Here is a 23078-nt window from a genome sequence, read left to right as displayed (position 1 = left end):
CGCCGCCCCGTGATCCCCCCTCCGTACGAAAGGACGTCCGTCATGCCCGCAGCTCCCGTCTCCCGGCCCGTTCCGCACGCCGCCTTCACCGGCTCGCCCGCGACCGCCGCGGCCCGGCTGGCCCGTTCGGGCCCCTACGAGCAGTACGTGGTCTACGAGCGCGAGGGCACCTGGTGGTACGCGGGCGGCGTCGCGGCCTCGGTCACCGTCGAGGCCGGCAGCGCGACCCTGCGGCACGGCGGCACCGAGGTGGTCCGGGCCTGGCGCGCCGATCCGCTGTCCGCGGTGCGCGAACTGCTCGCCCAGCTCCCGATGGACCGGTGGCGCGCCTACGGCTGGGTCGCCTTCGAGATGGCGTACGCCCTGGCCGGAGCCGCCCCCGGGGAGCACGGGCCGCTGCTGCATCTCGTGGTCCCCGAGGCGGAGGTGGCCCTCACGCACGGCGGCGCCGAGATCCGATGTTGCCCGGACGCGGCGACGGAGCAGGCCCTGCGGACCACGCTGGCACAGCCCCGGACCGACCCGCGGACCGGGCCGCACCGCGCCGTCCCGGTCGATCTCGACCCGGGCCACAGCGGACTGTCGGCCTACCGGAGCGCGGTGTCCCAGGCCGTCTCGGCGATCCAGGAGGGGCAGCTGCGCAAGGTCATCCTCTCCCGCACCGTCCCCGTCGGCGCGGAGATCGACCTGCCCGCGACGTATCTGGCGGGCCGGGCGGCCAACTCCCCCGCGCGCTCCTTCCTGCTGCGGCTGCGCGGCACGGAGGCCGCCGGCTTCAGCCCCGAGACGGTGGTCGAGGTGACGCCCGAGGGGCGGGTGTCCACCCAGCCGCTGGCCGGCACCCGCGCGCTGACCGGCGACGCGGACGGTGACGCGGCCCGGCGCGCGGAACTGCTCGCGGACGCCAAGGAGGTCTACGAGCACGCGATATCGGTCCAGGTCGCCTGGGACGAGCTGACCGCCCTGTGCCGAGCGGGCTCCGTACGCGCCGAGGAGTTCATGACGGTCAGGGAACGCGGCAGCGTGCAGCACCTGGCCTCACGGATCACCGGCGAACTGCGGACCCACGGGGAGGGGCCCTGGGCGGCGCTGGCCGCCGTCTTCCCGGCCGTGACGGCCTCCGGGGTCCCCAAGTCCGCGGCCTACGAAACGATCCGGCGGCTGGAGCCCGATCCGCGCGGCCTCTACAGCGGCGCGGTGCTCACCGTCGGCCACGACGGGGCCATGGACGCGGCACTGGTGCTGCGCACCGTCTTCCGCAGCGGCGGCAGGACCTGGCTGCGGGCAGGCGCCGGGATCGTCGGGGACTCGCGCCCCGAGCGGGAGTTCGAGGAGACCTGCGAGAAGCTGCGCAGCGTCTCGCGCACTCTGGTCCCCGCCGTGGAGACGGCGTCCTGAGACGCCCCCGGGGGCATGGGAGGAGACGGGCATGTCATTGCAGGTGAGGGTGCTCGATCTGCTGTCGTCGGCCGACCGACCCCTCCAGGGGCGGGAGATCCAGGAGCGGCTGAACCAGGAGCAGGAGCACCGGCTCGCGTACACCACCGTCCTCACCGTGCTGCGGCGCCTGGTGGAGGCGGGCGCCGCGGCGCGGGAGCGCAGCGGGCGCCTCTTCCTCTACCAGGCGACCTGCCGGGGTGAGGTGGGCCTGGCGGTGCGGAAGGTGTTCGCGCACTACGGGGCCGACGCGGTGGAGCACTTCGTGGCGCAGGCCCGCGCCGATCCGGCGCTGTGGGCGCAACTGGCGACCGCCGTGGCCGGGCCCGCCTCCCCCCGGTGGGAGGGAAGCGGGCCGGCGGCGGACGCCGCGCCGGGCCGATCGGGCTGGTGCGGCTAGGAACTCCCCTCCGAGCAGGGCCGGAGCGGTCAGCTCCGGCCCGTGCGCGTGAGGGAGCGGAGGAGCTCGGCGGTGTGCTCGCCGAGCGCGCGCACCGCCTCCTCCGTGTACCGGCGGGGGTCGTACCACCAGTCGAGGTGGACGCGGCCGTCCTCCCGCACGGCCCGTACGTCGAGGAACTGGCCACGGGCGAGCGCGGGTTCGCCCAGCGGCTCGCCCTCCACCGGCACCGGGACGAGCAGGGCGTGCCCGCTCGCCGCCGTGAGGGCGCGGGTGCCCTGGTCGGTGAAGGTCGTGCGGGCCGCGGGAAGGCGGCTCAGCGCCACCGCGGTCGGCGGGTGGAAGTGCCGCAGCGTGCCGTAGTGGAGGCCGTGGAACGGGACGTCCGCCAGAGCGTCCGCCGCGGCCTCCACGTCCGCCACTCCACCGGCGCCGAGGCTGGGGAGGAGGACCGGGTGTCCGGCCGTGAAGCAGCCGAGGGCCTGGTCGAGATCCATACCGGGGATCTTCTCCGTACGGGCGCTGCCCAGGACCTCGACGAGCGCACCGTCCTGCTCCGCGTGCGCGGCCAGCGCCCCCGCCAGGGCGGCCAGGAGCACCGTGGCGGCTCGCGGGCGGCGTGGGCCTCCCGCCGTCCGCAGGCGCGAGGTCAGGGTGGCGTCCAGGGTCAGCCGGGCGCGCCGCGCGGGGCCCCTCCCCTGCCCGTCCCGCACCGGAGGCGTGCCGGGGGCACGGCGCAGGACGTCCAGCCAGTACGCGCTCTCCCCGGCGAGCGTGTCCAGGTCCAGCCGGGTGGTCGTCCCGGCCCACCGCGCCCAGCTGGTGGGTGCGGGCGGCAGCGCGTTCGTACGGTCCGCGAGTGCCCAGCGCAGCGCGGTGGTCAGGTGCTTGACGAGCAGCCGCTGGGTGGTGCGGTCGGCCAGCGCGGCGTGCGGCGCGAGCACCAGGTGGCGCGGCGCGCCGTCCGGGGCGTCGAGCAGCACCGCTTCGAGCCCGGCACGCGCGCCGTCCCCGGCACGCGCGCCGTCCCCGGCACGCTCGCCGTACGCCGCGCGCGCGGCGGCCGCCAGTTCGTCCCCGGAGGGCTCCGCCGCCTCCGGCCCCTGAGCGAACGTCAGGATCTCGTCCGGCGGACCGGGCCGGTCGGGCAGCCAGGTCTCCCACAGTCCCGCGCGTACGGACAGCCGGACCCGGAGCGCGTCGTGGGCCTCAAGGACCGTGTGCAGGGCCCGGCGTACGTGATCGGCGCCGGCCGCCGCGTCGAGGCGGAGGACAAGGGGGACGTCGAGCCCGGGAACGGCCGCCGCGTCGGCGAGCAGATCGAGCTGGGGAGGGGTGAGGGGCAGCTCCACGAGCGCGGGCCCCGAGGGGGCCGAAGGAGCGGCCGTCCCTCCGTCCGCAGGACCCGCGGTGGCGCTCGCTTCCGCGCCCTGGACCTCTCCGCCGGTGACGGCGCGGGTGAGCGCTTCGAGCGTGGGGTTCTGCAGGACGGTACGAGGGCTGAAGCGCAGCCCGGCCGAGCGTGCCCGGCCCGACATCTGGGCCGCCATGACCGAATCGCCGCCCAGGGTGAAGAAGTTGGCCCGCGGGTCGGGGCTGGTGATCCCGAGGGTCTGTGCCCACAGGCCCGCCAGCTGGGCCTCGGGGCTCCCGGCCTCGGGGCTCCCGCCCTGTCCGGCGGCCTGCGATGCGGCGGCCTCGTGCCGCCCGCCCGCCGCGTAGGCGGACTCCACCCAGTGGCGCGCACGCTGGAAGGGGTAGCCGGGCAACGCGCAGGGGACGCGTCCCAGGTGGAGCGGCGACCAGTCCACGTCGACGCCCTGCTCCCACAACCTCCCCAGCGCGCGCCGGAAGCGGTCGAGGGCCGGGACGGCGTCCTCGTCCTCCGCCCCCTCGTCCTCGCCCTCCGCGGAACCGGGCAGCACCCGCACGGCCCGCCCCGGCCCCGCTTCGAGCAGGAGATGACGCTCGGTCTCAGGGACCGCGCCCAGGATCTTCGCCCAGCCCCGCTGGTCGTGCTCCTCGTCCGGCAGCCACCAGTCAGGGTCGGCGGGCGCCCCGTTCAGCCAGCCGCCGTGGGCCGCGGAGAGGAACGGGAGGGAGCCCGGCGGCGCGAGCACGGGCGCGGGCCCGCCCTCACCCTCGGCCCCGGCCCCGGCCCCGGCCCCGGCCCCGATCGGACAGCGAGCCACCAGCGCGGCGGCGTCCTCCAGACCGACGACCCCCGCGAGGCAGGCGGCCGTCACCTCGCCGACCCCCCGACCGGCGACGGCCGACGGGGAGACGCCCCACGCGGAGAGCCCGTGCGCGCACGCGTACTGCGCGCAGAACACCAGCGCGGGGCCACAGCCGTCGTCCTCGGCGGCATCCGCCCCGGGGTCGAGGAGGCGGGCGAACAGGTCCACGCCCAGCCGCTCCCCGGCCGCCCCGGCGGCCTCCTCCAGGTGGCGGGCGAAGACGGGCTCCGCCTCGCACAGCGCCCGGAAACCCTCGGGCGGCAGCCCTGGACCGCCCTTCGGCGCGGCGGGGAACAGCAGCAGCACGGGCGGCGGCGCGTCCCCGGCCGCCGTCGCCACACGTACGGCCTCCGCGTCCGCGAGGGGCCGGTCGAGCGCCTCCGCCGCCTGCCGGGCGTCGTACGCGAGCAGCGTGTGCCGGTGGCCGAAGGCGCGTCGGCCGCGGGACAGCGTCGAGGACACCGCGGCCAGATCGGCGCCGGGCCGCTCCCGCAGATGCGCGGCCAGCCGGGTGCGCGCCTCGCGGAGGGCTTCCGCCGTGCGGGCGCTGAGCGTGAGCACCTGGGGCCCCGGCGGGAGGGGCGCGTCGGGGCGGGCGGGGGCCTCTTCGAGGACGACGTGCGCGTTGGTGCCGCCCGCGCCGAGGGAGGTGACGCACGCCCGGCGGGGTGTGCCGCCCTCGCCCTCCGGCCAGGGGGTGCGGCGGTCCTGCACGCGGAACGGGCTGTCCTTGAGCTGGAGCTCGGGGTGCGGCTCCGTGAAGTGGAGCGTGGGGACCAGGGTCCGGTTCTCCAGGCAGAGGACCGTCTTGATGAGGCCGACGACGCCCGCCGCCGTCTCGCAGTGGCCGACGTTGCCCTTCACCGAGCCCAGGGCGCACCAGCCGGACTCCTCGTGCTGCCCGAACGCCGCGCGCAGCGCGGCGACCTCGACCGGGTCCCCGAGCGCTGTGCCGGTGCCGTGGGCCTCCACGTAGCCGATGGTGCGGGGGTCGGTGCCGGCGAGCGCGAGCGCCTCCTTGACGACCTCGGCCTGCATCTGGACGCTGGGCGCCGTATAACCCATCTTCAGCGAGCCGTCGTTGTTGACGGCCGAGCCGCGGATGACGGCCCGTACGGGGTCGCCGTCGCGCAGCGCGTCGTCGAGCCGTTTGAGCACGACGACTCCTCCGCCGCTGGTGAAGACCGTGCCCCCCGCCTGGGCGTCGAACGGGCGGCAGTGGCCGTCCGGGGACATCACAGAGTCCAGGTCGCGTACGTAGCCGACCCGGTGGGGCACCTTGACCGATATGCCGCCCGCCAGAGCCATGTCCGACTCGCCGCACAGCAGGCTCTGGCAGGCCAGGTGCACGGAGACGAGGGCGCTGGAGCAGGCGGTCTGCACGCTCAGTGCGGGGCCGTGCAGGTCGAAGGCGTGCGCGACACGGGTCGCGTAGAAGTTGACGTCGTTCGCCGACCAGGCGCTCATCTGCGCCGAGGAGCTCCCGGCGCCCAGGAAGGCGGGCAGGTCCTGCTGGGAGAGCACGTGGTACGGGTAGTAGCCGCAGGCCGATCCCGAGAGGAAGACGCCGATGGCGCCCTCGTGGCGGTACGGGTCGCACGCGGCGTCCTCCAGGGCGTGCCAGGAGCACTCCAGCAGTAGCCGCTGCTGGGGGTCCATGGTGGCCGCGAGGCTGGGTGCGAAGCCGAAGAAGCCGGCGTCGAAGTCCTCGATGCCGGTGAGGGTCCCGGCCCGGGGGATGTAGGAGGGGTCGGTCAGGACGGACGACGGGACCCCCTGGCGGCGGAGCTCCTCCTCGCCGAGCGTCTCCAGGCACTCGCGGCCGTCGCGCAGGTTCTCCCAGAAGTCCCGCACGGTGGGGGCCATGGGAAATCTTCCAGCCATGCCCACGACGGCGACGGCCTCCTGGGCGTCGGTACCGTCCTGGGAACTGTGCTCGTGCTCTCCGGGGTTCACTGCGGCTTTCTCCTTCTCGCCTGCTGCGCGGTACGCGTACGACGGGACCGGGACCGGGTCTGCGCGCGAGCGGTTCCGTCGTCGGCGCCGTTCCGCGCGGTTCCGGTCGTGGTGGCGGTCGTGGTGGCGGACGTAGGGGGTGTGAGCCGGGCGGTGATCTCGTCCGTCAGATCCGCGAGGGTCGCCCCCTGGAGGAGCCGGGTGACGGGGATCTCGGTGCCGAAGTCGTCCCGTACGGCGTTCTTGATGCGGACGGCGGCCAGGGAGTCGAGCCCGAGGTGGACCAGCGCCTCGCGCTCGGGGAGCCGTTCGTGCTGCCCGCCGAGCAGGGGACGGGCGCGATGGGCGAGCCGGTCGCCGACCGTGCGCCGCAGCGCCTCGGGGCCGAGCAGGGCGAGCGCCTCGGGCGACAGCTCCGCGTCCTCGCTGCCCCGGGGCAGCGCCGGGGCCAGGTACGAGGAGGCCGTGGCGTGCGGTGAGACGAGGGCGAAGTCGGGGGCCAGGCGCAGCACTCCGGCCTGGGTACGGCCCTGGGCCAGCAGCTCTTCCAGCGCTGCGAACGCCTCGCGCGGCCGGATCTTGTCCATGCCGGTCACCCTCCGGCCGCTGGCGCCGCCCGTCTCGGCCCAGGGGCCCCAGTCGACGGCGAGCGCGGGCAGCCCCCGGGCACGGCGCCACAGGGCGAGGGCGTCCAGGGCGGTGTTGGCGGCCGCGTAGTTCGTCTGGCCGGGCGAGCCCAGGAGCCCCGCGCTGGAGGAGTAGCCGATCCACCAGTCCGGCTGGTGGCCCGCAGAGGCCAGGTGGAGACGCCAGGCGCCGGTGACCTTGGGCCGCCACACGCGGGCGGTCCTGGCGGCGTCCATGCCGGAGACGAGGGCGTCGTCGGTGAGCCCCGCCGCGTGGACGATGCCGCGCACCGCCGCGCCGCGTGCGGTGACCGCGTCCATGAGCCGTTCGGCGACGCCGGGTTCGGCGAGGTCCCCCTGGACGACCTCGACGTGCGTGCCGTCCGCCGTGAGCGCGCCGATGACTTCCCGGGCCTCAGGGCCGGGCGCCGAGCGACCGTTGAGCACGAGGTGACGGGCACCGTGCGCGGCGAGCCAGCGCGCCGTGGCCAGGCCGAGGCCGCCCGTACCGCCGGTGATGACATAGCCGCCGTCGGGCCGTACGAGGGGGCCCGTGGAGGGGGCGACGGGGCGGGCGCCCGGCTCCACGGGGGTCACCCGGGCGAGACGGCGGGTGGCGCCGCGCAGCACGACCTCCGCGTGATCGGCCCCCGAGCAGAGCTCGTCGGCCAGCCGGACGGGGCCCGCGTCCTGGTCGAGGTCGACGAGCGTGGGGCGGAGCTCGGGGACCTCGGCGCGCAGGGAGCGGAACAGGCCCGGCAGCCCGGCCTGGGCGAGGTCGGGCTCCGCGTCCGCCGGTTCCGTCGCCCGGGTGACGGCGTACAGCCTGGGCGGTTCGGGCTGCCGGGGGTGCCGCGCGGCGGCACGCGCGGCACCGAGGAAGGACGCCCAGCGCCGCCCGTCGTCCTCCCGCGGCGAGGGGAGGCCGTCGTCCACGGGATCCGTGGACCAGCCCAGCAGGACGACCCCGTCCACCGGCGGCGCCGAGGGCCCGGCACGCCCGGTCCACTCCGCCAGGTCGGCGAGGGCGAGCGTCTCGGCCGTCGCGCCACGCCGCTCCAGCTCCGCGGCCAGGCTCGCGGCGAAGCCGTCATCCGCTCCCTCCGCGATCAGCCAGGTGCGGGCCACTGCCCGGTCCGCCGGGGGCGGGGGCAACGGCGCGGCCACGTACGTCACTTCGTGGAGCAGACCGTCGGCCGTGACCGGCAGCGCGTCCTCGTCCAGGCGTTGCAGGACGACGTCGCGCAGCTCGGCCACGAGCCGTCCGCTCTCGTCGCCGACCTCGATGTCGGCGGCCCGCCCCGCCGGGTGGGGCCGGAGCCGGGCCGCGCAGGCGAGGGAGGCGGGCAGGTCGGCGTGGAGGCGGAGTCCGCCGATGCGCGCCGGTACGCACAGGCCGCCGGTCTCCTCCACCAGCGCGGCGGCGAGGCCGTGCAGACAGGCGTCGAGCAGCGCGGGGTGCGCGTGCATCCGCGCGTCGCGCGGCAGCCCGTCGGGCCGGCGGACCCGGCTGCGGGCCGTGCCCCCGCCGTCGCCTCCCCCGGCGTCCTCCTCGTCATCGCCGTCCGCCGCGGCGGGCAGGGTGAGCCCGGTCAGGGCGGCGAAGGCCGGGCCGTGGCGCAGTCCCGCCGCGCTCAACCGGTCGTAGACGGCGGTCGCGGTGCGCGTGGGGGCCTCCCCGTCCGTGCGGGTCCGAGTGGGCGGTGCGGACACGGGGCGGGGTCCCGGAACCGTCAGGTGGGCCGTGGCGTGCAGCACCGTCGCCCCGCGCTGATGCGTGCTGAACTCGATGTCGGCGCCGTCCTCCGTGACGGTGAGCGCCGTGGTGAGCGTGACGGGGGCTGCGAGTGGCAGCATTCTGCGGAACTCGGCGTCCCGCAGCGCGAGTTCCCGTACCGGCGTGCCCAGCGCGGTCCTTCCCGCGGCGAGGGCCATCTCGCAGTAGCTGGTCGCCGAGAGCAGGGGCAGATCCCCGATCCGGTGGTCGGCCAGCCAGGGGAGCCGCGCGGTGTCGAGCGTCTGCTGCCACAGATGCCGCTCGGGCTCGCCCGGCAGATGGATGTGGACGCCGAGCAGGGGGTGCGTACCGGCGTCCTGCGACACGGCGGTCGCGGCCGGGGCGGTGACAGGTGACGGGGAAGGACCGGCGGCGTGGTGCCAGACGGTGGTGGGTACGTCCGCGAGCCGGCCCGAGGGGTACAGGCGTGCCCAGTCCAGGGCGCAGCCGTGCGCGTAGGCGCGGGCCACGCCGTCCCGGAGGGCCGAGGTGTCCGGCGCGTCCTTGCGCAGGGACGCCAGGACGAGGGTGTCGGGAATCCCGCTGTCGGCCAGGGTGTCCGTCAGCGGGCGTGCGGCGACGGTGTGCGGGGCGACCTCCACGAAGACCCGCATGCCGTCCTCCAGGGCGGCGTTCACGGCGTCCAGCAGCCGGACGGGGTTGCGCACGTTGGCCGTCCAGTAGGCGGCGTCGAAGTCCGGGACCTCCCGGGGGTCGGCCAGTGCCGTGCTGTAGAAGGGCAGGGACGGGGGTTCGCCGCCGATTCCGTCGAGTGCCCGGAGCAGGTCCGGCACGGCGCGCTGCGCCAGGCTGCTGTGGCCCGGCGCGTGGCCGCCGCGCACGGGGTAGGTGGCGATGTCCTCGGCCTCGCAGGCGGTGAGGAAGGTGTCGACGGGCGCGGCGGGCCCGGCCACCACGCAGGAACGTGTGGAGCTGTGGACCGCGATCTCCACCTCCGGGTGGGCGCGCAGCCGCCGTTCGGTCTCACCGGGCGGCAGGTCGACGACGGCCGTCGTGCCATGGCCGAACATGCGCCGCTGCATGACCCGGGCACGGGTGGTCACGGCGCGGGCGGCTTCGTGCCGGTCCATCGCGCCGCTGACGACGGCGGCGGCCAGCTCGCCCATCGACTGGCCCAGCACGGCGTCGGGGCGCAGCCCCCGGGCCTGCCAGACGGCCGCGAGGCCGAGCTGCGTGGCGAAGAGGAGGGGCTGGAGCAGCGGGGCCTCGGCCTGTGCCAGGTCGGCCCCGGTGAGCGCCTCGCGCAGCGAACCGCCGCAGGGCCCGTCGAGCACGGGCCCGAGGTCGCCGACGACCTCGGCGAAGGCGGGTTCCCGCAGGAGGGCGCGGCCCATCCCGTTCCAGTGGGAGCCGTATCCGGAGAAGACGAAGACGACGCCCGGCGTGCAGGGGCCCACCGCCGTACGGCTGCCCGCCCGGTCGGCGAGGCTCCGCAGGGCGCGTACGAGCGTACCGGGGTCGTGGGCGTGCACGGCCTCCCGGACGGGGTGGTGGGAGCGGCGGCGGGCGAGAGTATGGGCGAGGTCGGACAGCGGCACCTCGGCGCCGGGGCCGCTCAGCCACTCCGCCAGGGCCGCGGCCTTCGCGGCGAGGCCGCGCGGGGAGCGGCAGGAGAGGGGGAAGAGCAGCGGCTCGGGATCCGCGGGGGCGGTCACAGGGAGTCCGCCTGCTCGATCAGTTCGGTGTACCAGTCCAGCAGGGGGAGCACGTCCTCGCGTTCACCGGGCGGCAGGGTGAACACGCAGCGGCTGACGCCCGCTTCGACGCAGCGGGCGACGGCCTCCTCCTCGGGCGGCACCTCGACCGCCGTGACCGGTACGGGTGGCCGTCCGGCGTCGGCCGCGCGGGCGTTGAGCTGGTCGATGCGCTCGCCCAGCCCCGCCCCCTCGATGCTGTACATCGGCATCCATTCGCCGCCGGTCTCCAGGACCCGGTCGAGCGCGCGCCGCCCGGTGAGCCCGATGAGCAGGGGCGGGTGCGGGCGCTGCACGGGCTTCGGCAGCGACACCACGGGGTCGAACTTGACGAAGCGTCCGGCGTACGCCGCCTCGTGCCGGGTCCACACGGCACGCATGGCCTCCAGGTGCTCGACGAGCCGGGAGGCGCGGGTGGCGGGGTCGACGCCGTGGTTGAGGAGCTCTTCGGTGACCCATCCGGTGCCGACGCCGAAGAGGAACCGGCCCTGGGAGAGGACATCGAGGCTGGCGACCTGTTTGGCCAGGATCAGCGGGTCCCGTACGGGGACCTCGCAGATGCCGGTGCCGATCAGCAGCGTCTCGGTGGTGGCGGCGACGGCGGCCAGCGCGGTGAAGGGGTCGAGCCCCTGAAGGGCCTCGGGGACGACGGCGCCGCCGTCCGGGCGCGGGGTCTCGATACGTGCGGGCATGTGCGTGTGCTCGGGTACGAACAGCGACTCGAAGCCCCGTTCCTCCGCTTCCTGGCCGAGGGAGACCGGGTCGTAGGAGAAGTCTGTGATGACGCAGAGCAGTCCGAACTTCATGTGCACCTCGGATCGGTCGGGGTTCGGGTCACGGCGCGTCGGACAGGACGGCGTGCGCGTTGGTGCCGCCGATGCCGAACGAGCTGACGCCCGCGAGGCGGCGGCCCTGTGGGGCGTCCCACCGGGTGAGGCGGGCGACGACGTCCAGCCCGAGACCGGTGAAGTCGATGTCCGGGTGGGCGCGGTGGTGGTGCGGGGTGGGCGGCAGCCGGCCGTGGTGCAGGGCGAGGACGCACTTGAGCGTCCCGGCGAGGCCGGCGGCGGCCTCCAGGTGCCCGAAGTTCGCCTTGACGGAGCCGATACGCAGCGGCCGGGGCGCGGGGCCACGCGCCCGGCCCAGCGCTCCGGCCTCGATGGGGTCGCCCAGGCGCGTGCCCGTGCCGTGCGCCTCCACGTAGCCGAGCCGGGCGGGGTCGGTTCCGGCCGCGTGCCAGGCCCTGCGCAGCAGGGCCTCCTGCGCGGATGGGCTGGGTGCGGTCAGTCCGTTGGAACGGCCGTCCTGGTTGACGGCGGAGCCGTGCAGCAGGGCGAGGACGCGGTCGCCGGAGCGCAGCGCCTCGGCGTAGGGCTTGAGGACGAGCGCCACGCAGCCCTCGGCGCGCACGATCCCGTCGGCCGCGGCGTCGAAGGGGCGGCAGCGCCCGGTGGGCGAGGACGCCTCGGCCTGGTCGGCGTAGACCGTGCCGCCGGGCGAGAGCAGGACGTTGACGCCGCCGACGATCGCGAGGTCGCTCTCGCCGGTACGCAGGCTCTGTGCCGCGAGGTGGACGGCCACGAGGGAGGAGGAGCACGCCGTGTCGACGGTGAGGCTGGGGCCGTTCAGATCCAGGAGATACGAGAGCCGGTTGGCGATGACGCTCAGGGCGCTTCCCTGGAGGGTCCAGCCGCTGATGTCGCCGAGGGCCTCCATGCGGCGGCGCGCGAAGTCGTCGCCGCTGGCGCCCACGAACACCCCGCAGGAGGTGCCCGCGAGGTGCTCGGTCGGGATCCCCGCGTGCTCCAGCGCCTCCCAGGCGACCTCCAGGAAGAGCTTCTGCTGCGGGTCCATCTCGGCGCACTCGCCCGGCGGTATCCCGAAGAAGTCCGCGTCGAAGGCGCCGACGTCGTCGAGGAATCCCCCGACAGCGGTGGTGCGATCGAGCACGGAGGCGTGCGCGGGGGACGCGCCGCGGTACTCCTCCCAGCGCCCGGAGGGGAGTTCGGAGACGGCGTCGCCGCCGTCGCGGAGGAACTCCCACAGGGCGGCGGGGCTGCCGAGGCCGCCGGGCAGCCGGCAGCCCGCGCCGACGACGGCGAGCGGCATCGCGCCGCCGCCGTGCCCGCCCTCGGCGGGGCCGGAAGGGCTTGGGCCGCCCTCCGTCCCCTCCAGGCCATCGTCGGCCACCTCCTCCAGGTGCGCGGCGAGGCGGCGCACGGTGGGGTGCTGCCACAGGAGCGTGGGGGCCAGCGGCCGCCCGAGGTGTGCCGCGAGGCGGCCGGAGAGCGCGGTGGCCTCCCGCGAGCGCAGCCCGTACTCGCGGAACGGCCGGTCGATGTCGATCTGTCCGGGCGGCAGCGCGCACCGCTCGGCGAGCTGCTCGGTGAGCCAGTGGCGCAGCGCGCTCATCGCGGCGCCCTGTCGCGGGCGACGGCCTGCGCGGCCAGCTCGCCCCGGACGTAGAGGTCGCGGCAGATCCGGCGGCGCAGCTTGCCGCTGGAGGTCTTGGGGATGGTGGCGCGGCTGACGAGCGCGATGTCGTACAGCTCGACGTCATGGGCCTCGGCGACGGCCGCGCGCACCGCGGCGCGCAGCGCCTCCGTGTCCGTCACCGCCTCGGCCTCCGGACGCAGTTCCACAACCGCGACGGCGAGTTCGCTCTCGCCCGTCTCCACGGCGAAGGCAGCGATGTGTCCGCGACGCACGGCCGGGCTGACCTGTTCCACCGTCACCTCGATGTCGATGGCGTGGTGGTTGCGGCCGTCGACGATGAGGACGTCCTTGGCCCGGCCCGCGATGAAGATCTGGCCGTCGTGGACGAAGCCCAGATCTCCGGTGCGCAGCCAGCGCCCGCCGCCGTCGAGGGTGCCCTGGAAGGTGGGGTCGCTCCCGTCGTGGAGCCAGTAGCCGTCGCACACGTTCTCACCGGACACCCACAGCTCCCCGACGGTGCCCGAGGGGGCGGGGGCATCCGTTCCGGGGTGGACGACGCGCACCCGCTGGCCCTGGAAGGGCGCTCCGCAGCCGACGAGACGGCGCGCGTCCGGCTCCGTCTCGGGGCAGGGCACCACCCGCCCGTCCGCGAGCGCCTCGCGGTCGAACCCCATGACGACCGGCGGCATCTCGGCCCCGTCACCGGTCACGATGAGTGTGGCCTCGGCCAGGCCCCAGCAGGGCGAGTGGGCGGTGTGCCGAAAACCGTGCGGCGCGTAGACCCGGGTGAAGCGGGAGAGGGAGGCGGCGCGGACGGGCTCGGAGGCGTTGCCGAGGTAGCGCACCGTGGACAGGTCGACGCCCGCGCGCTCGCCCTCGGGCACGGCGTCGACGCACACGTCCAGGGCGAAGTTCGGGATCATCGCGTGCGTGCCGCCGTACGTGCCGAACTGGCGCAGCCAGCGTGCGGGGCGCTGGATGAACGCCTGGGGCGTCAGCTGGACGGCGGGGATGCCCACGGCCAGCGGCAGGACGAGCGCGAAGACCAGGCCCATGTCGTGGAAGAACGGGAGCCAGTTGACGATCGTGGAGTCCTCCGCGATCCGCTGGCGGTCGACGTGCTGGGCGACGGACACGGCGATGTTGCGGTGGGTGACCTGCACGCCGTTGGGCTTACGGGTGGAGCCGGAGGTGTACTGGAGGTAGGCCGTCGCGCCGGGTTCCACGGCCCCCGGCGGCGGGCCGCTCGCGGGCGTCGGGGCGGCGCCCAGGTCGTCCGCGGTCAGCACACGCGCACGAGCGGCGGGCCCGGTGACGGCGGCGAGGGCCGCCTCCACGGGCTCCCGGTGCGCCTCCAGGGTGATCACGGCGCCGGGGGCGGCGTCGGCCAGGGTGGGGGCGAGCCGTTCCGACTGGCGCTGCAGATCGGGCGGGAGCAGGGGCACGGGCAGCAGTCCCGCGTACAGGCAGCCGAGGAACGCCGCCACGTACCCCGGCCCGTTGGGGCAGAGGATGGCGACGCGGTCCCCGGGCACGGCGTGGTCCAGCAGCCGGCCGGCGAGGATCCGGGCGCGGGTGTCGAGTTCACGCCGGGAGAGGTGGAGGGTCTCGCCCTCCCACGAGGTGGTGTGGTCGAGGAAGGTCATGGCACGTGCCTCGGGGCGTGCCGCGGCCAGTGCCCGGAACGCGGCGGCCAGGCCCCGCTGTTCGAGGACGGCGAGCTCGGCGCCGAGTGCGCGGGTGGTGATGGTGTTCACGGCTGGGCGCCTTTCGGGTTCGGCTCCTCCGGCTGGGAGCGCGGGGGGTACGGGGACCGTTCTCCGGCGGCGTGCGGCGACAGCCAGACGGAGAAGGCGTCGAGGTCGGGGACGATGACCGTCGAGCAGGCGAGGACGGCCACGTTGTGCCGCATGGGAGTGATGGCGACGACGGTGCGTTCCGCCGCGTAGGCGGCGTACATCTCGGCGGCGGTGCCCATGCTGGGCTCGTCGCCGGGGAGCCAGGCGACGCACACGTCGCTCGCGGCGGCGAGCCGGGCCATCTCGTGGAAGAGCTCCAGCAGTTGGCGCGTGGGCCGGTCGAGCTCCGCCCGGACGAGCGTGCGTGGGCCGGCCAGCGCGGCGAGCCGGTCACGGGCGGCGCGCTGGCCGCCGCCGTGCCGGGCGAGGACGAGTTCGTGGGGGTCGTGGACCACGGCACCCGGGTCGTGGCGGTGGATGAGCGCGCGCAGCGCGGGCCGGTAGCTCTGGTCGGCGGCGTCGACGGCGCGGCGGGCACCCTGCATGACTCCGGCCAGGAAGTAGCTGGTGGTCACTCGTCCTCCACGGAATAGGCGGGCCACTCCTGGGTGTGCGGCACGACGCGGTCGTAGATCGCGGCGGCGTCCGTCACGAAGGCGGTGACCTCCTCGGGCGTCGCCCGTACGGCGTCGGCGAGCCCCGCCAGGTCCTCGTCGTACCCAGGGGTGCCGCGCCGGCTGACCTGCCCCTGGTTGTTCTTGGTCATCAGGAAGGCCGGGTCCCGCAGTTCGGCGCGCGGGCGGCCGGTGAAGGGCAGCACCAGTTCGCGCAGGCACCGGTCGCCGGGGTGCAGGGCACGCAGTGAGAGGTTGTTCTGCATGGGCTCCAGGAGCATGCGGCGGGCGAAGCCGCCGGGCACCGGGAAGAAGGGCAGTTCCGTGCCGAGGTGGAAGGTGAACGCGCGGTGGGTGACCGTGGCCGCGCGGCGCGGGCTGTAGCGGGCGTATTCGAGCAGCAGCACGCCGTCCCGCAGCCACCAGGTGGCGGCCAGCCGTGACGGCGCGGCCGAGCCGTCGGCGCGGGTCCGGAGGGGGTAGGCGTCCACCGCGGCGCTCACCGTGCCGTCCACGGCGTCCGCACGGCGCAGCCGCAGGGGGGCCAGGTGCGGCAGATAGGGGTCCAGGAGCGTGAGCCCGCCGTCCTCGAAGTACATCGCGGGGGCGTGGCCGCCCGCGTAGAGGAAGGTGGGCCGGACGCCGTGGTGGCGCGCGATCCGCCGCGCGACCTCGAATGTCTGCCATCCGCAGCCCCGGCCGAGCCGCCACGGCGGGGCTCCGGATCCGTAGTACTCGTGGTACGAGGCCGCGCTGCTGTAGGGGATCTCGAACTGGACGTCGGCGAGGACCCTGGCGGGGACGTCCTGGTCGATCGACTCGCTCGGGACGGTCATGACCTGTGCCTCTCCGTCGCCGCCGGTCACAGGCGGGTCGCCGTACCGGTGAGGTACGGGCCGCTGAGCGGCGGCTTGGGGCTGAACTCGACGGGTGGCGCGGAGCTCCGCACGTCGAACCCCGTCTCGCGCATCACGTCGAGGGTGCGGCGGTTGGGGCGGCAGCCGAAGAGCGCCCTGCGCAGCACCGGTTCCCAGCGGTCCTGTTTGCGGCCCCGGGCTCCGGTGTCCCGGACGTGCTCGAAGAAGGAGAAGACGCCGCCGGGTCTCAGCACCCGGTGGATCTCGGCGAGGACGACGCGGGGATCGTCGACGACGCACAGCAGCAGCGTGCCCACGGCGGCGTCGAACTCCTCGTCGGCGAAGGGGAGCCGCTCGCCGGTCGCCACCCGCATCTCCGCGCTGACGGGGGCCGAGGCGACCCGGCCCTCCAGGACCGAGCGCATTCCTGCGGACGGCTCGACGGCCACGACGTGGTCGGCCTCGGCGTAGTGCGGGAGGTTCCGTCCCGTGCCCGCACCGATCTCCACCACCCGACCGGTCAGGTTTCCGACCAGGCCGGAACGCAGCCGCGATCCGTCGAAGCGGTGCTCCAACTTCTCGGAGAGCCTGTCGTACTGCCGGGCCCATATCGGAGATAACCGGTTGCTCTTCATGGCGAGCGACGTTAACCCGTAGCCTCACGGAATAGCAATAGTGGACGGTAATTCTACCTCCGCGTCGTTCTACCTTTCCGTACAACCACCACGTCGTAGAAATTCGCATTCCTCATTGCGGCGGCGCCCGGGCTCGGGTAGAACAATTTGCGGAAGACTCCAGGAATTCAGGGGGCGACACATGGAGCAGACCGAGGCATGGGTTCTGCGCGCGGGCCCCGGGAGCGGGCCGTCGGCGCCGGCACCCCGGGGTGAACTCCACAGGGAATCCTTCTCCTTCTCCGCACCGTCGGACGAAGAGGCGCTGGTGGAGCCGCTCTTCGGATCCTGGGAGGCGAACATCGAGCATGCACTGTCCCGGCAGCCGATCGATGTGTGCCATCTCCGGGAGGAGGACTCCGTGGTGCTGGGAAACCTCGGGATCGTCCGCGTGCTGCGCGCCGGGTCCACCGCGCTGGAAGAGGGCACAATCTGCATGGTGATGCCCTTCGGGAAACGGGACAGATTCGGCTATGCGGAGACGGTTTTCGCCTACGAGGAACCGCGTACGATCGGCCTGCTGGCGAAGCGGACGAAAATCCAGGAAGACCTCCTGCTGCCCATACCGGAAGACAGCCCGTATTCACTCCCTCAATGGGCCGCCTACGCCCGCTATTTCACCGCCTGGGACAACTGGAACGTCGCCCGCCGCTGCTGGCGGGCGCAATTGCCGGACGCGGACCCGGGCGATCACCTGGTCTTCGGCTGGGGCGGCGGCGTTGTACTGGCGGAGATGGAGCTGGCCCGCCGGGAGGGGTTCCGTGTCGCCATGACCGCGAGCAGCGACAGCAGGCTGGACTTCCTCGCCGCGCGCGGCATCACCCCCGTCGACCGGCGCGCCTTCCCGCATCTGGCGCTGGACCCGGAGTCCGGACCGCCGAGCGACACGGAGCGGGAGCGCTACCGCTCCTCGGAGCGGGAATTCCTGCGGACCGTCGGCGAGCTCAGCGACGGCGCGGGCGCCTCGGTGTTCGTCGACAACATCGGCGCCCCGCTCCACAAGGCCACCGTCAAGGCCCTCGCCCGTGAGGGCGTGCTGACGACGGTCGGCTGGAAGGCGGGCATGCGCACCTTCCACCTGCGCGCGAGCGAGTGCATCCGACGCCACCTGCACGTGAACACGCACGTATGGCGGTACGCCGACTCCCCCGCCATCCGCGACCACCAGGAACGGACCGGCTGGATCCCCTGGATCGACCCGGCCGGGATCTACGCCTTCGACGAGGTGCCGCAGCTCGTGGAGGACTACGCGGCGGGAAAGGTCGCCGGCTACTTCCCCCTCTACCGCGTGAATCCCGCGTGACCCCCGCGTGAGCGCGTACGCCCGCAGGACCGCAGCCCAGCGAAAGGTGGCCAGGCCGTGAGGGAACATCCGCCGTCGCCCGAAGACGGGCCGCCACCCGAAGACGGCCCGCCGCCCGGGGTCGGGATCAGCGCCATCGGCTCCTGCCTGCCCGAGCGCATGGTGCCCAATGCCGAGCTGGCGAGCGTCCTTCCGACGAGCGACGCCTGGATCCGCGAGCGCATCGGGATCCGGGAGCGCCGGTTCGCCGCCCCCGGCCAGTGGTCCTCGGACCTGGGCGCACGGGCGCTGGAGGACGCCTGCGCCCGCCGGGGCATCGCGGCACGGGACGTGGACCTCGTGGTGTGCGGCACCTACACCCCCGACCACATGCTGCCGAACACCGCCGCGGCACTCATGCGGAAGGCCGGGCTGGAGGGGACGCCGGGGTTCGACGTCAACAGCGGGGGCTGTCCGGGCGCGGTCTTCGCCCTCGACGTCGGCGCGAAGTACGTCCGTTCGCCGGGCTACGAACGCGTCGCGGTGGTTCTCACCGATGTGAGCACGCGGCTGTTCGACCCGGAGGACCGTACCGTCGGCGTCATCTTCGGCGACGCCGCCGCCTGCTATCTGCTGGAGCCGACCGTCACGGGCCGGGGCGTCGAGGACGTGCTGCTGCGCAGCGATCCTCGGCACTACTGGTCCGTGTACGCGGCGCGCGAGGCCCGGGTCGCCGCCTCGGACGGCGGGGCCAAGTCCTCCGGTTTCGGGGACAACTTCACCACGATGCGCGGGCCCGACATCCGCGCGTTCGTGCTCGGCGTCATCCCCGACTTCGTCCGGGAGTTCCTCAAGGGGGCGGGACTGACCGCCGACGACATCGACTTCTTCGCCGTGCACCAGGCCAACCTCCGCCTCGTGCACGGGGTCCTGGAGGCACTCGACCAGCCCCTGACCAAGACGCTGACCAATGTCGAGCGGTTCGGCAACACCTCGGGGGCCTCCGTACCCCTGGTCCTCCAGGAGGCCGCCGCGGCCCGGCGGTTGCGGCCCGGGGACCTGGCCCTGCTGCTCGCCTTCGGCGGCGGGCTCAACTACGGCGCCGCGCTCGTGCGCTGGTGCTCCGACGACGACTTCCGGCCCGTTCCGGCGAGGTGAGACCGTGCAGACTCCCCATGACTTCCAGGGCAGGACCGTGCTCGTCACCGGCGCGAGCAGCGGCATCGGCCTGGCCGCCGCACGCCACTTCCACGCCGCCGGCGCGGTGGTGTGGCTGATCGGCCGCGACGAGGACCGCCTCAAGCACGCCTCCGACGCGCTGGAGGGCTCCCGCTTCCGGCCCGCCGACGTGGCCCGTACGGCCGACGCCGAAGCCGTCGTCGCGGAGGTGCTCGCCGACACCGGCCGGGTGGACGTCCTGATCAACAACGCCGGCTTCCTGCGGGACAGGTTCCTCTGGAACCTCAGCGACGAGGACTGGGAAGCGGTCCTCGGCGTGCACCTCGGCGGCCCGTTCCGCTTCATCCGCGCCTGCGTCCCGGCCTTCCGGCGGCAGGGCGGGGGCCGCGTGATCAACGTGACCTCGTACGCGGGCACGCACGGCAACCCCGGACAGGCCGCCTACGCCGCGGCCAAGGCGGGAGTCATCGGGCTCACCAAGACCGCCGCGAAGGAGCTGGCGCGCTTCCAGGTCACGGTGAACGCCGTCTCCCCCGTGGCGGAGACCCGCATGATCAGCTCACTCCCGGACGACCAACGCGAACGACTCCGCGCCCTCATCCCCGCGGGCTACTTCGCCCCGCCCGAGTCGACATGCGCGGCCCTGGCGTTCCTGGCCTCGGACGAGGCCCGGTACGTCACGGGCACGGTGCTTCCAGCCGACGGCGGCATGTCGATCTGATGCCCCACGAAGAGACCCCGATTCCGAACCCGGGACCGTGGCCGGGCCCGCCCACGGTCCCGGGCCGGGCCGCCGTCCCCCGGCCCGGGCCGCGCGTCCGGTCACCACGGTCACCCCGATCAGCTCAGTCACCGTCGGCGCCCTGCTCACCCCTGGCGGGCCTCCGTGTGCTGGCGTTCCTGGCGCTGCTGGAGGCGGACGCTCTCGGTCCGGCCGGGGGCGAGGAGGAGGACGGCCAGGGCTCCGGCGAAGACACACAGGGCCGCGACGAGCATGGCGCGGTCCATCCCGGAGGCGAAGGCATGGCGAGCCGCCGCGGCCAGCTTCTCCCCCGCGCTCCCGCCGAGGCGTTCGGCGGTGGCGAGCGCCGCGTCGACCGACGAGCGCGCGGCCCCGAGGGCCTGCGCGGGAATCTCGCCCTCCCGCTCGCCGATCCCGCCCCGGTAGCCGCTGTTGAAGGCACTGCCCAAAACGGCGATCCCGAGCGCGCCACCAACCTCACGGGTCACGTCGTTGACCGCGGAGGCCACCCCCTGCTTGGCAGGCGGCAACGAGGCCACGATGGAATCAGTGGCAGGCGCCAGACACAGCGCGATCCCCGCCCCGACGACCACGGTGCCCGCAGCCAGTGGCCCGTACGAGGAACCCTCGTCCAGCGTGGCCAGCACCCCCATCCCCACCGCGATCACGAGCATGGCCACGGTCAGCACGACCCTGAGCCCCAACCGGCGCACCAGCACCGGAGCAGCGGGCGAGACGGCGCCGACCGCGAGCATCATCGGCATCAGCGCGAGCCCCGCCGTCAGCGGCGAATAGTCCTTGAGCCACTGCAGGTACTGCAACAGGATGTAGAAGAGCCCGAAGATCCCCACGCTGGCCATCACGATGACCACCGACCCGGCGGAGAAGGCACCGATCCGGAAGAACCGGGGGTCCAGCAGCGGATGCTCCACCCGCAGCTCCCACAGGACGAAGGCGACCAGCGCCACCGCTCCCCCGACGGCTCCCGCGACGACGGCCGCGTCGCTCCAGCCCCGCTCCGGCCCCTCGACGATCGCGTACACCACCGCGCACAGCCCCACCACCGACAGCACGGCGCCCACGACATCGACGGCCGTGCCCTCCGGATCCCGGGAGGTGGGCACCACGGCCACCACCCCCAGGGCCGAGACCACGGCGAGCGCCAGGCTCAGACCGAAGACCGAGCGCCACGAGAAGCCCTCCAGCAGCGCCCCCGCGAGCAGCAGGCCCATCAGCGCGCCGCCCGCGGAGACCGCCGACCAGATGGCCACGGCGCCCGCGCGTTCCTTGGCGGGGAAGGTCGTGGTGACGATCGACAGCGTCATCGGCATGATCATCGCGGCGCCCGCGCCCGCCACCACACGCAACGCGATCAGCGCCCCCGGCTGATCGGCCCACAGCGCCCCGGCCGAGGCCGCACCGAAGACGCCGATACCGGCCAGCAGCATGCCCTTGCGGCCGTAACGGTCACCCAACGCACCCGCGGGCAGCAGGAGCCCCGCGAAGACGAGCCCGTAGGAATTCATGATCCACAGCAGCTCGGTCTGACTGGCACCCAGATCCCCGGCGATGTCCGGCAGCGCGACCGTCAGCGACACCACCATGCTCACGATCATCATCAGCGCCACGCACAGCACCGCGAGCACGGCACGCCGCCTCCCCAACCCCGGCGCCCCCTCCGCGGGGCGCTCCGGGCCCCCGCTCCGTACGTCGTCCACGGCTCTTCTCCCCTGGTCGGCCCGACAGTCCTCGCCGCCAGGCATGCGCAACAATCATTTGAATCGTTCGCTTCAAACGCTCGCTTGATTCAACTACGCTAGAAGACGAACCGACCGCTCGCAACCAAGGAGGCACGCTGATGGGTCAGCCCCAACCGGGAGCCGAGGCAGGGAAGAAGGAGACGGTCCGCGCCTTCATCGACGCGCTCAACCGGCAGGACCTGCGAGAACTCGACGCCCTGCTCGCCGAGGACGCCACCTGGACGATCAGCGCCAGGAACATCCCCGGATCCGGCGTTCACAGCAAGAAGGAGCTGCTGGAGACGATGCTCCCCTCGGCGCTGAACATCTTCCGCGAGGGCGAGCCGCGCACGGAGATCCTCAGCATGCTCGCCGAGGGCGACACGGTCTGCGCCGAGTCCGTCAGCCTCGGACACCTGCGCAACGGCACCGAGTACAACAACCACTACGCGCACGTCTTCGAAGTGCGGGACGGCCGCATCGCCGCCATCCGCGAGTACAACGACAGCAAGCACGCCGCCGAGGTCATGGCCGAGGCCGTCGCCGCGGGCCTCCCGCTTGACCTGGGCGGCGGCACCCCGTTTCAAGCGGGCGCTTGAAACACTTCCCGGTCGAGGCTCTAAGCTGGACTCCTGTCCAGCGATCCGACCAGATGGAAGGTGCGGTCCGCACTCGTGGAGAGAACGACGGGAAACAGTTCACGCGCCACTTCCCGCTCCAGCGCGGCCACCAGGGAACGCCTCCTCGACGCCGCCGAGGCCCTCTTCGCCGAGCGCGGCTTCACAGGCACATCACTACGCGCGGCCACCGAACGCGCAGGCGCCAACGTAGCAGCGGTCAACTACCACTTCCGCTCCAAGGAAGGACTGCTCCGCGCCGTCATCACCCGCGCCGTCGGCCCCATGAACCAACGCCGCCGCCAACTCCTCGACAAACTGGAAGAGGACGACACCACCCCCACCATCGAACAACTGGTCCACGCATTCGTCTCCACCGGCATCCACCTCATCCCCACACCGAACGAGACCACCGACCCCACCACCGCACACCACGAGCACGGCGAACACACCGCGCGCTTCATCGGCCGCGTCATCTCCGACCCCAGCCCCCAGATGCGCACCATCTTCAGCGACGAGGTCCGCGACGTGGAAGGGCGCTACAAAGAAGCAGTCATCCGCGCACTCCCCCACCTCCCACGGAACGAGGCCGTCCTCCGCCACACCGCCATGATCGGCCTCCTCGGCCTCTGGCAATCCGGCGCTCTCCTCGACCTCAACCCCAACGAAAACCCCAGCGAAGACTCCCCCGACACAGAAACCCGCCTGATCACCTACCTCGTCGCAGGCTTCCGCGCCCCCGCCACCTGACACCTTTCTTCCTGTTGGAGGGTGGCCGGACCGATCCACTGACGGCTTGTACAGAGGCCGTTTACCGTTGGCCTTACGGCAGTTGACCGAGGAACGGCGTGGCTGCGGAGAGCGAGGGGGACCCCAGTGGGGGAAGCCGTGATTGCTCTGGCGACGACGGGCGCGTCGGCGGTGGTGGGGGCGACGGAGGACCCCGGAACCCGGGAGGCTCTGACCGACCTCTGGCGCGAACAGCTGCTCGTCCTCCTGCGCGACCGACCTGAGCGGGCTGACGAACTGCGGTCACTGACACGGCACTTGG

At 74.0% G+C, this 23078-nt stretch carries 16 protein-coding genes; 7 read left to right on the top strand and 9 right to left on the bottom strand.

Annotated features, from left to right (window positions below):
* The first annotated feature begins 42 nt into the window (after positions 1–42).
* Positions 43–1398: a salicylate synthase gene (locus ACGF3A_RS40000; RefSeq protein WP_393735479.1), complete on the top strand. Its 1356-nt coding sequence runs from the start codon at positions 43–45 to the stop codon at positions 1396–1398.
* Between the two features lie 31 nt (positions 1399–1429).
* Positions 1430–1837 (top strand): BlaI/MecI/CopY family transcriptional regulator, encoded by a 408-nt coding sequence (locus tag ACGF3A_RS39995; protein ID WP_393735478.1) that lies wholly within the window; start codon positions 1430–1432, stop codon positions 1835–1837.
* 29 nt (positions 1838–1866) lie between these two features.
* On the opposite strand, the gene ACGF3A_RS39990 is transcribed toward ACGF3A_RS39995, so the two are convergent.
* The 8 genes from ACGF3A_RS39990 to ACGF3A_RS39955 are packed head-to-tail and all read right to left on the bottom strand — an operon-like array spanning position 1867 to position 16429.
* Complete coding sequence (locus ACGF3A_RS39990) at positions 1867–6030, bottom strand: type I polyketide synthase (protein WP_393735477.1); 4164 nt, start codon at positions 6028–6030, stop codon at positions 1867–1869.
* The gene (locus ACGF3A_RS39985; RefSeq protein WP_393735476.1) at positions 6027–10109 is read right to left on the bottom strand and encodes an SDR family NAD(P)-dependent oxidoreductase; all 4083 of its coding nucleotides are present in this window, start codon (positions 10107–10109) and stop codon (positions 6027–6029) included. Before ACGF3A_RS39985 ends, ACGF3A_RS39990 begins: the two co-directional genes overlap by 4 nt.
* Positions 10106–10954: an LLM class F420-dependent oxidoreductase gene (locus tag ACGF3A_RS39980; protein WP_393735475.1), complete on the bottom strand. Its 849-nt coding sequence runs from the start codon at positions 10952–10954 to the stop codon at positions 10106–10108. Before ACGF3A_RS39980 ends, ACGF3A_RS39985 begins: the two co-directional genes overlap by 4 nt.
* 28 nt (positions 10955–10982) lie before the next feature.
* A complete protein-coding gene (locus ACGF3A_RS39975; protein ID WP_393735474.1) occupies positions 10983–12560 on the bottom strand; it encodes a type I polyketide synthase in 1578 nt (525 codons plus the stop codon).
* On the bottom strand, positions 12557–14341 hold the full coding sequence (locus ACGF3A_RS39970; RefSeq protein ID WP_393735473.1) for a fatty acyl-AMP ligase: 1785 nt from the start codon (positions 14339–14341) through the stop codon (positions 12557–12559). Before ACGF3A_RS39970 ends, ACGF3A_RS39975 begins: the two co-directional genes overlap by 4 nt.
* Positions 14338–14898 (bottom strand): hypothetical protein, encoded by a 561-nt coding sequence (locus tag ACGF3A_RS39965; protein ID WP_393735472.1) that lies wholly within the window; start codon positions 14896–14898, stop codon positions 14338–14340. Before ACGF3A_RS39965 ends, ACGF3A_RS39970 begins: the two co-directional genes overlap by 4 nt.
* Positions 14895–15773 (bottom strand): hypothetical protein, encoded by an 879-nt coding sequence (locus tag ACGF3A_RS39960; protein ID WP_393735471.1) that lies wholly within the window; start codon positions 15771–15773, stop codon positions 14895–14897. The genes ACGF3A_RS39965 and ACGF3A_RS39960 overlap by 4 nt, the downstream gene beginning before the upstream one ends.
* A gap of 26 nt (positions 15774–15799) precedes the next feature.
* Positions 15800–16429 carry a class I SAM-dependent methyltransferase gene (locus ACGF3A_RS39955; RefSeq protein WP_393735470.1) on the bottom strand — a complete coding sequence of 210 codons (630 nt, stop codon included), beginning with the start codon at positions 16427–16429 and terminating at the stop codon, positions 15800–15802.
* A gap of 181 nt (positions 16430–16610) precedes the next feature.
* On the opposite strand from ACGF3A_RS39955, the gene ACGF3A_RS39950 reads away from it, so the two are divergent.
* From ACGF3A_RS39950 to ACGF3A_RS39940, 3 genes are read left to right on the top strand one after another with little or no spacing between them, the layout of a single operon-like run.
* Positions 16611–17771, top strand: coding sequence for a zinc-binding alcohol dehydrogenase family protein (locus tag ACGF3A_RS39950; RefSeq protein ID WP_393735469.1), 1161 nt, complete (start codon positions 16611–16613; stop codon positions 17769–17771).
* Positions 17772–17828: 57 nt separating this feature from the next.
* Positions 17829–18908: a 3-oxoacyl-ACP synthase III family protein gene (locus ACGF3A_RS39945; protein WP_393735468.1), complete on the top strand. Its 1080-nt coding sequence runs from the start codon at positions 17829–17831 to the stop codon at positions 18906–18908.
* Positions 18909–18912: 4 nt separating this feature from the next.
* Positions 18913–19650, top strand: coding sequence for an SDR family NAD(P)-dependent oxidoreductase (locus ACGF3A_RS39940; protein ID WP_393735467.1), 738 nt, complete (start codon positions 18913–18915; stop codon positions 19648–19650).
* Positions 19651–19796: 146 nt separating this feature from the next.
* Here the strand turns inward: ACGF3A_RS39940 and ACGF3A_RS39935 are convergent, their stop codons facing one another.
* Positions 19797–21389, bottom strand: a complete 1593-nt coding sequence (locus ACGF3A_RS39935) for an MFS transporter (protein WP_393735466.1) — start codon at positions 21387–21389, stop codon at positions 19797–19799.
* A gap of 140 nt (positions 21390–21529) precedes the next feature.
* Here ACGF3A_RS39935 and ACGF3A_RS39930 point away from each other — a divergent pair, with 140 nt between their 5' ends.
* Positions 21530–22009: a nuclear transport factor 2 family protein gene (locus ACGF3A_RS39930; RefSeq protein ID WP_393735465.1), complete on the top strand. Its 480-nt coding sequence runs from the start codon at positions 21530–21532 to the stop codon at positions 22007–22009.
* Between the two features lie 75 nt (positions 22010–22084).
* Positions 22085–22777 (top strand): TetR/AcrR family transcriptional regulator, encoded by a 693-nt coding sequence (locus ACGF3A_RS39925; RefSeq protein ID WP_393735464.1) that lies wholly within the window; start codon positions 22085–22087, stop codon positions 22775–22777.
* Positions 22778–23078 lie beyond the last annotated feature (301 nt).

Source organism: Streptomyces sp. NPDC048172 (assembly GCF_043202595.1).
Classification (GTDB): Bacteria; Actinomycetota; Actinomycetes; order Streptomycetales; family Streptomycetaceae; genus Streptomyces.
The sequence above is the reverse complement of the archived record's forward strand: the minus strand, read 5'-3'. Positions and strand labels throughout refer to the sequence as shown.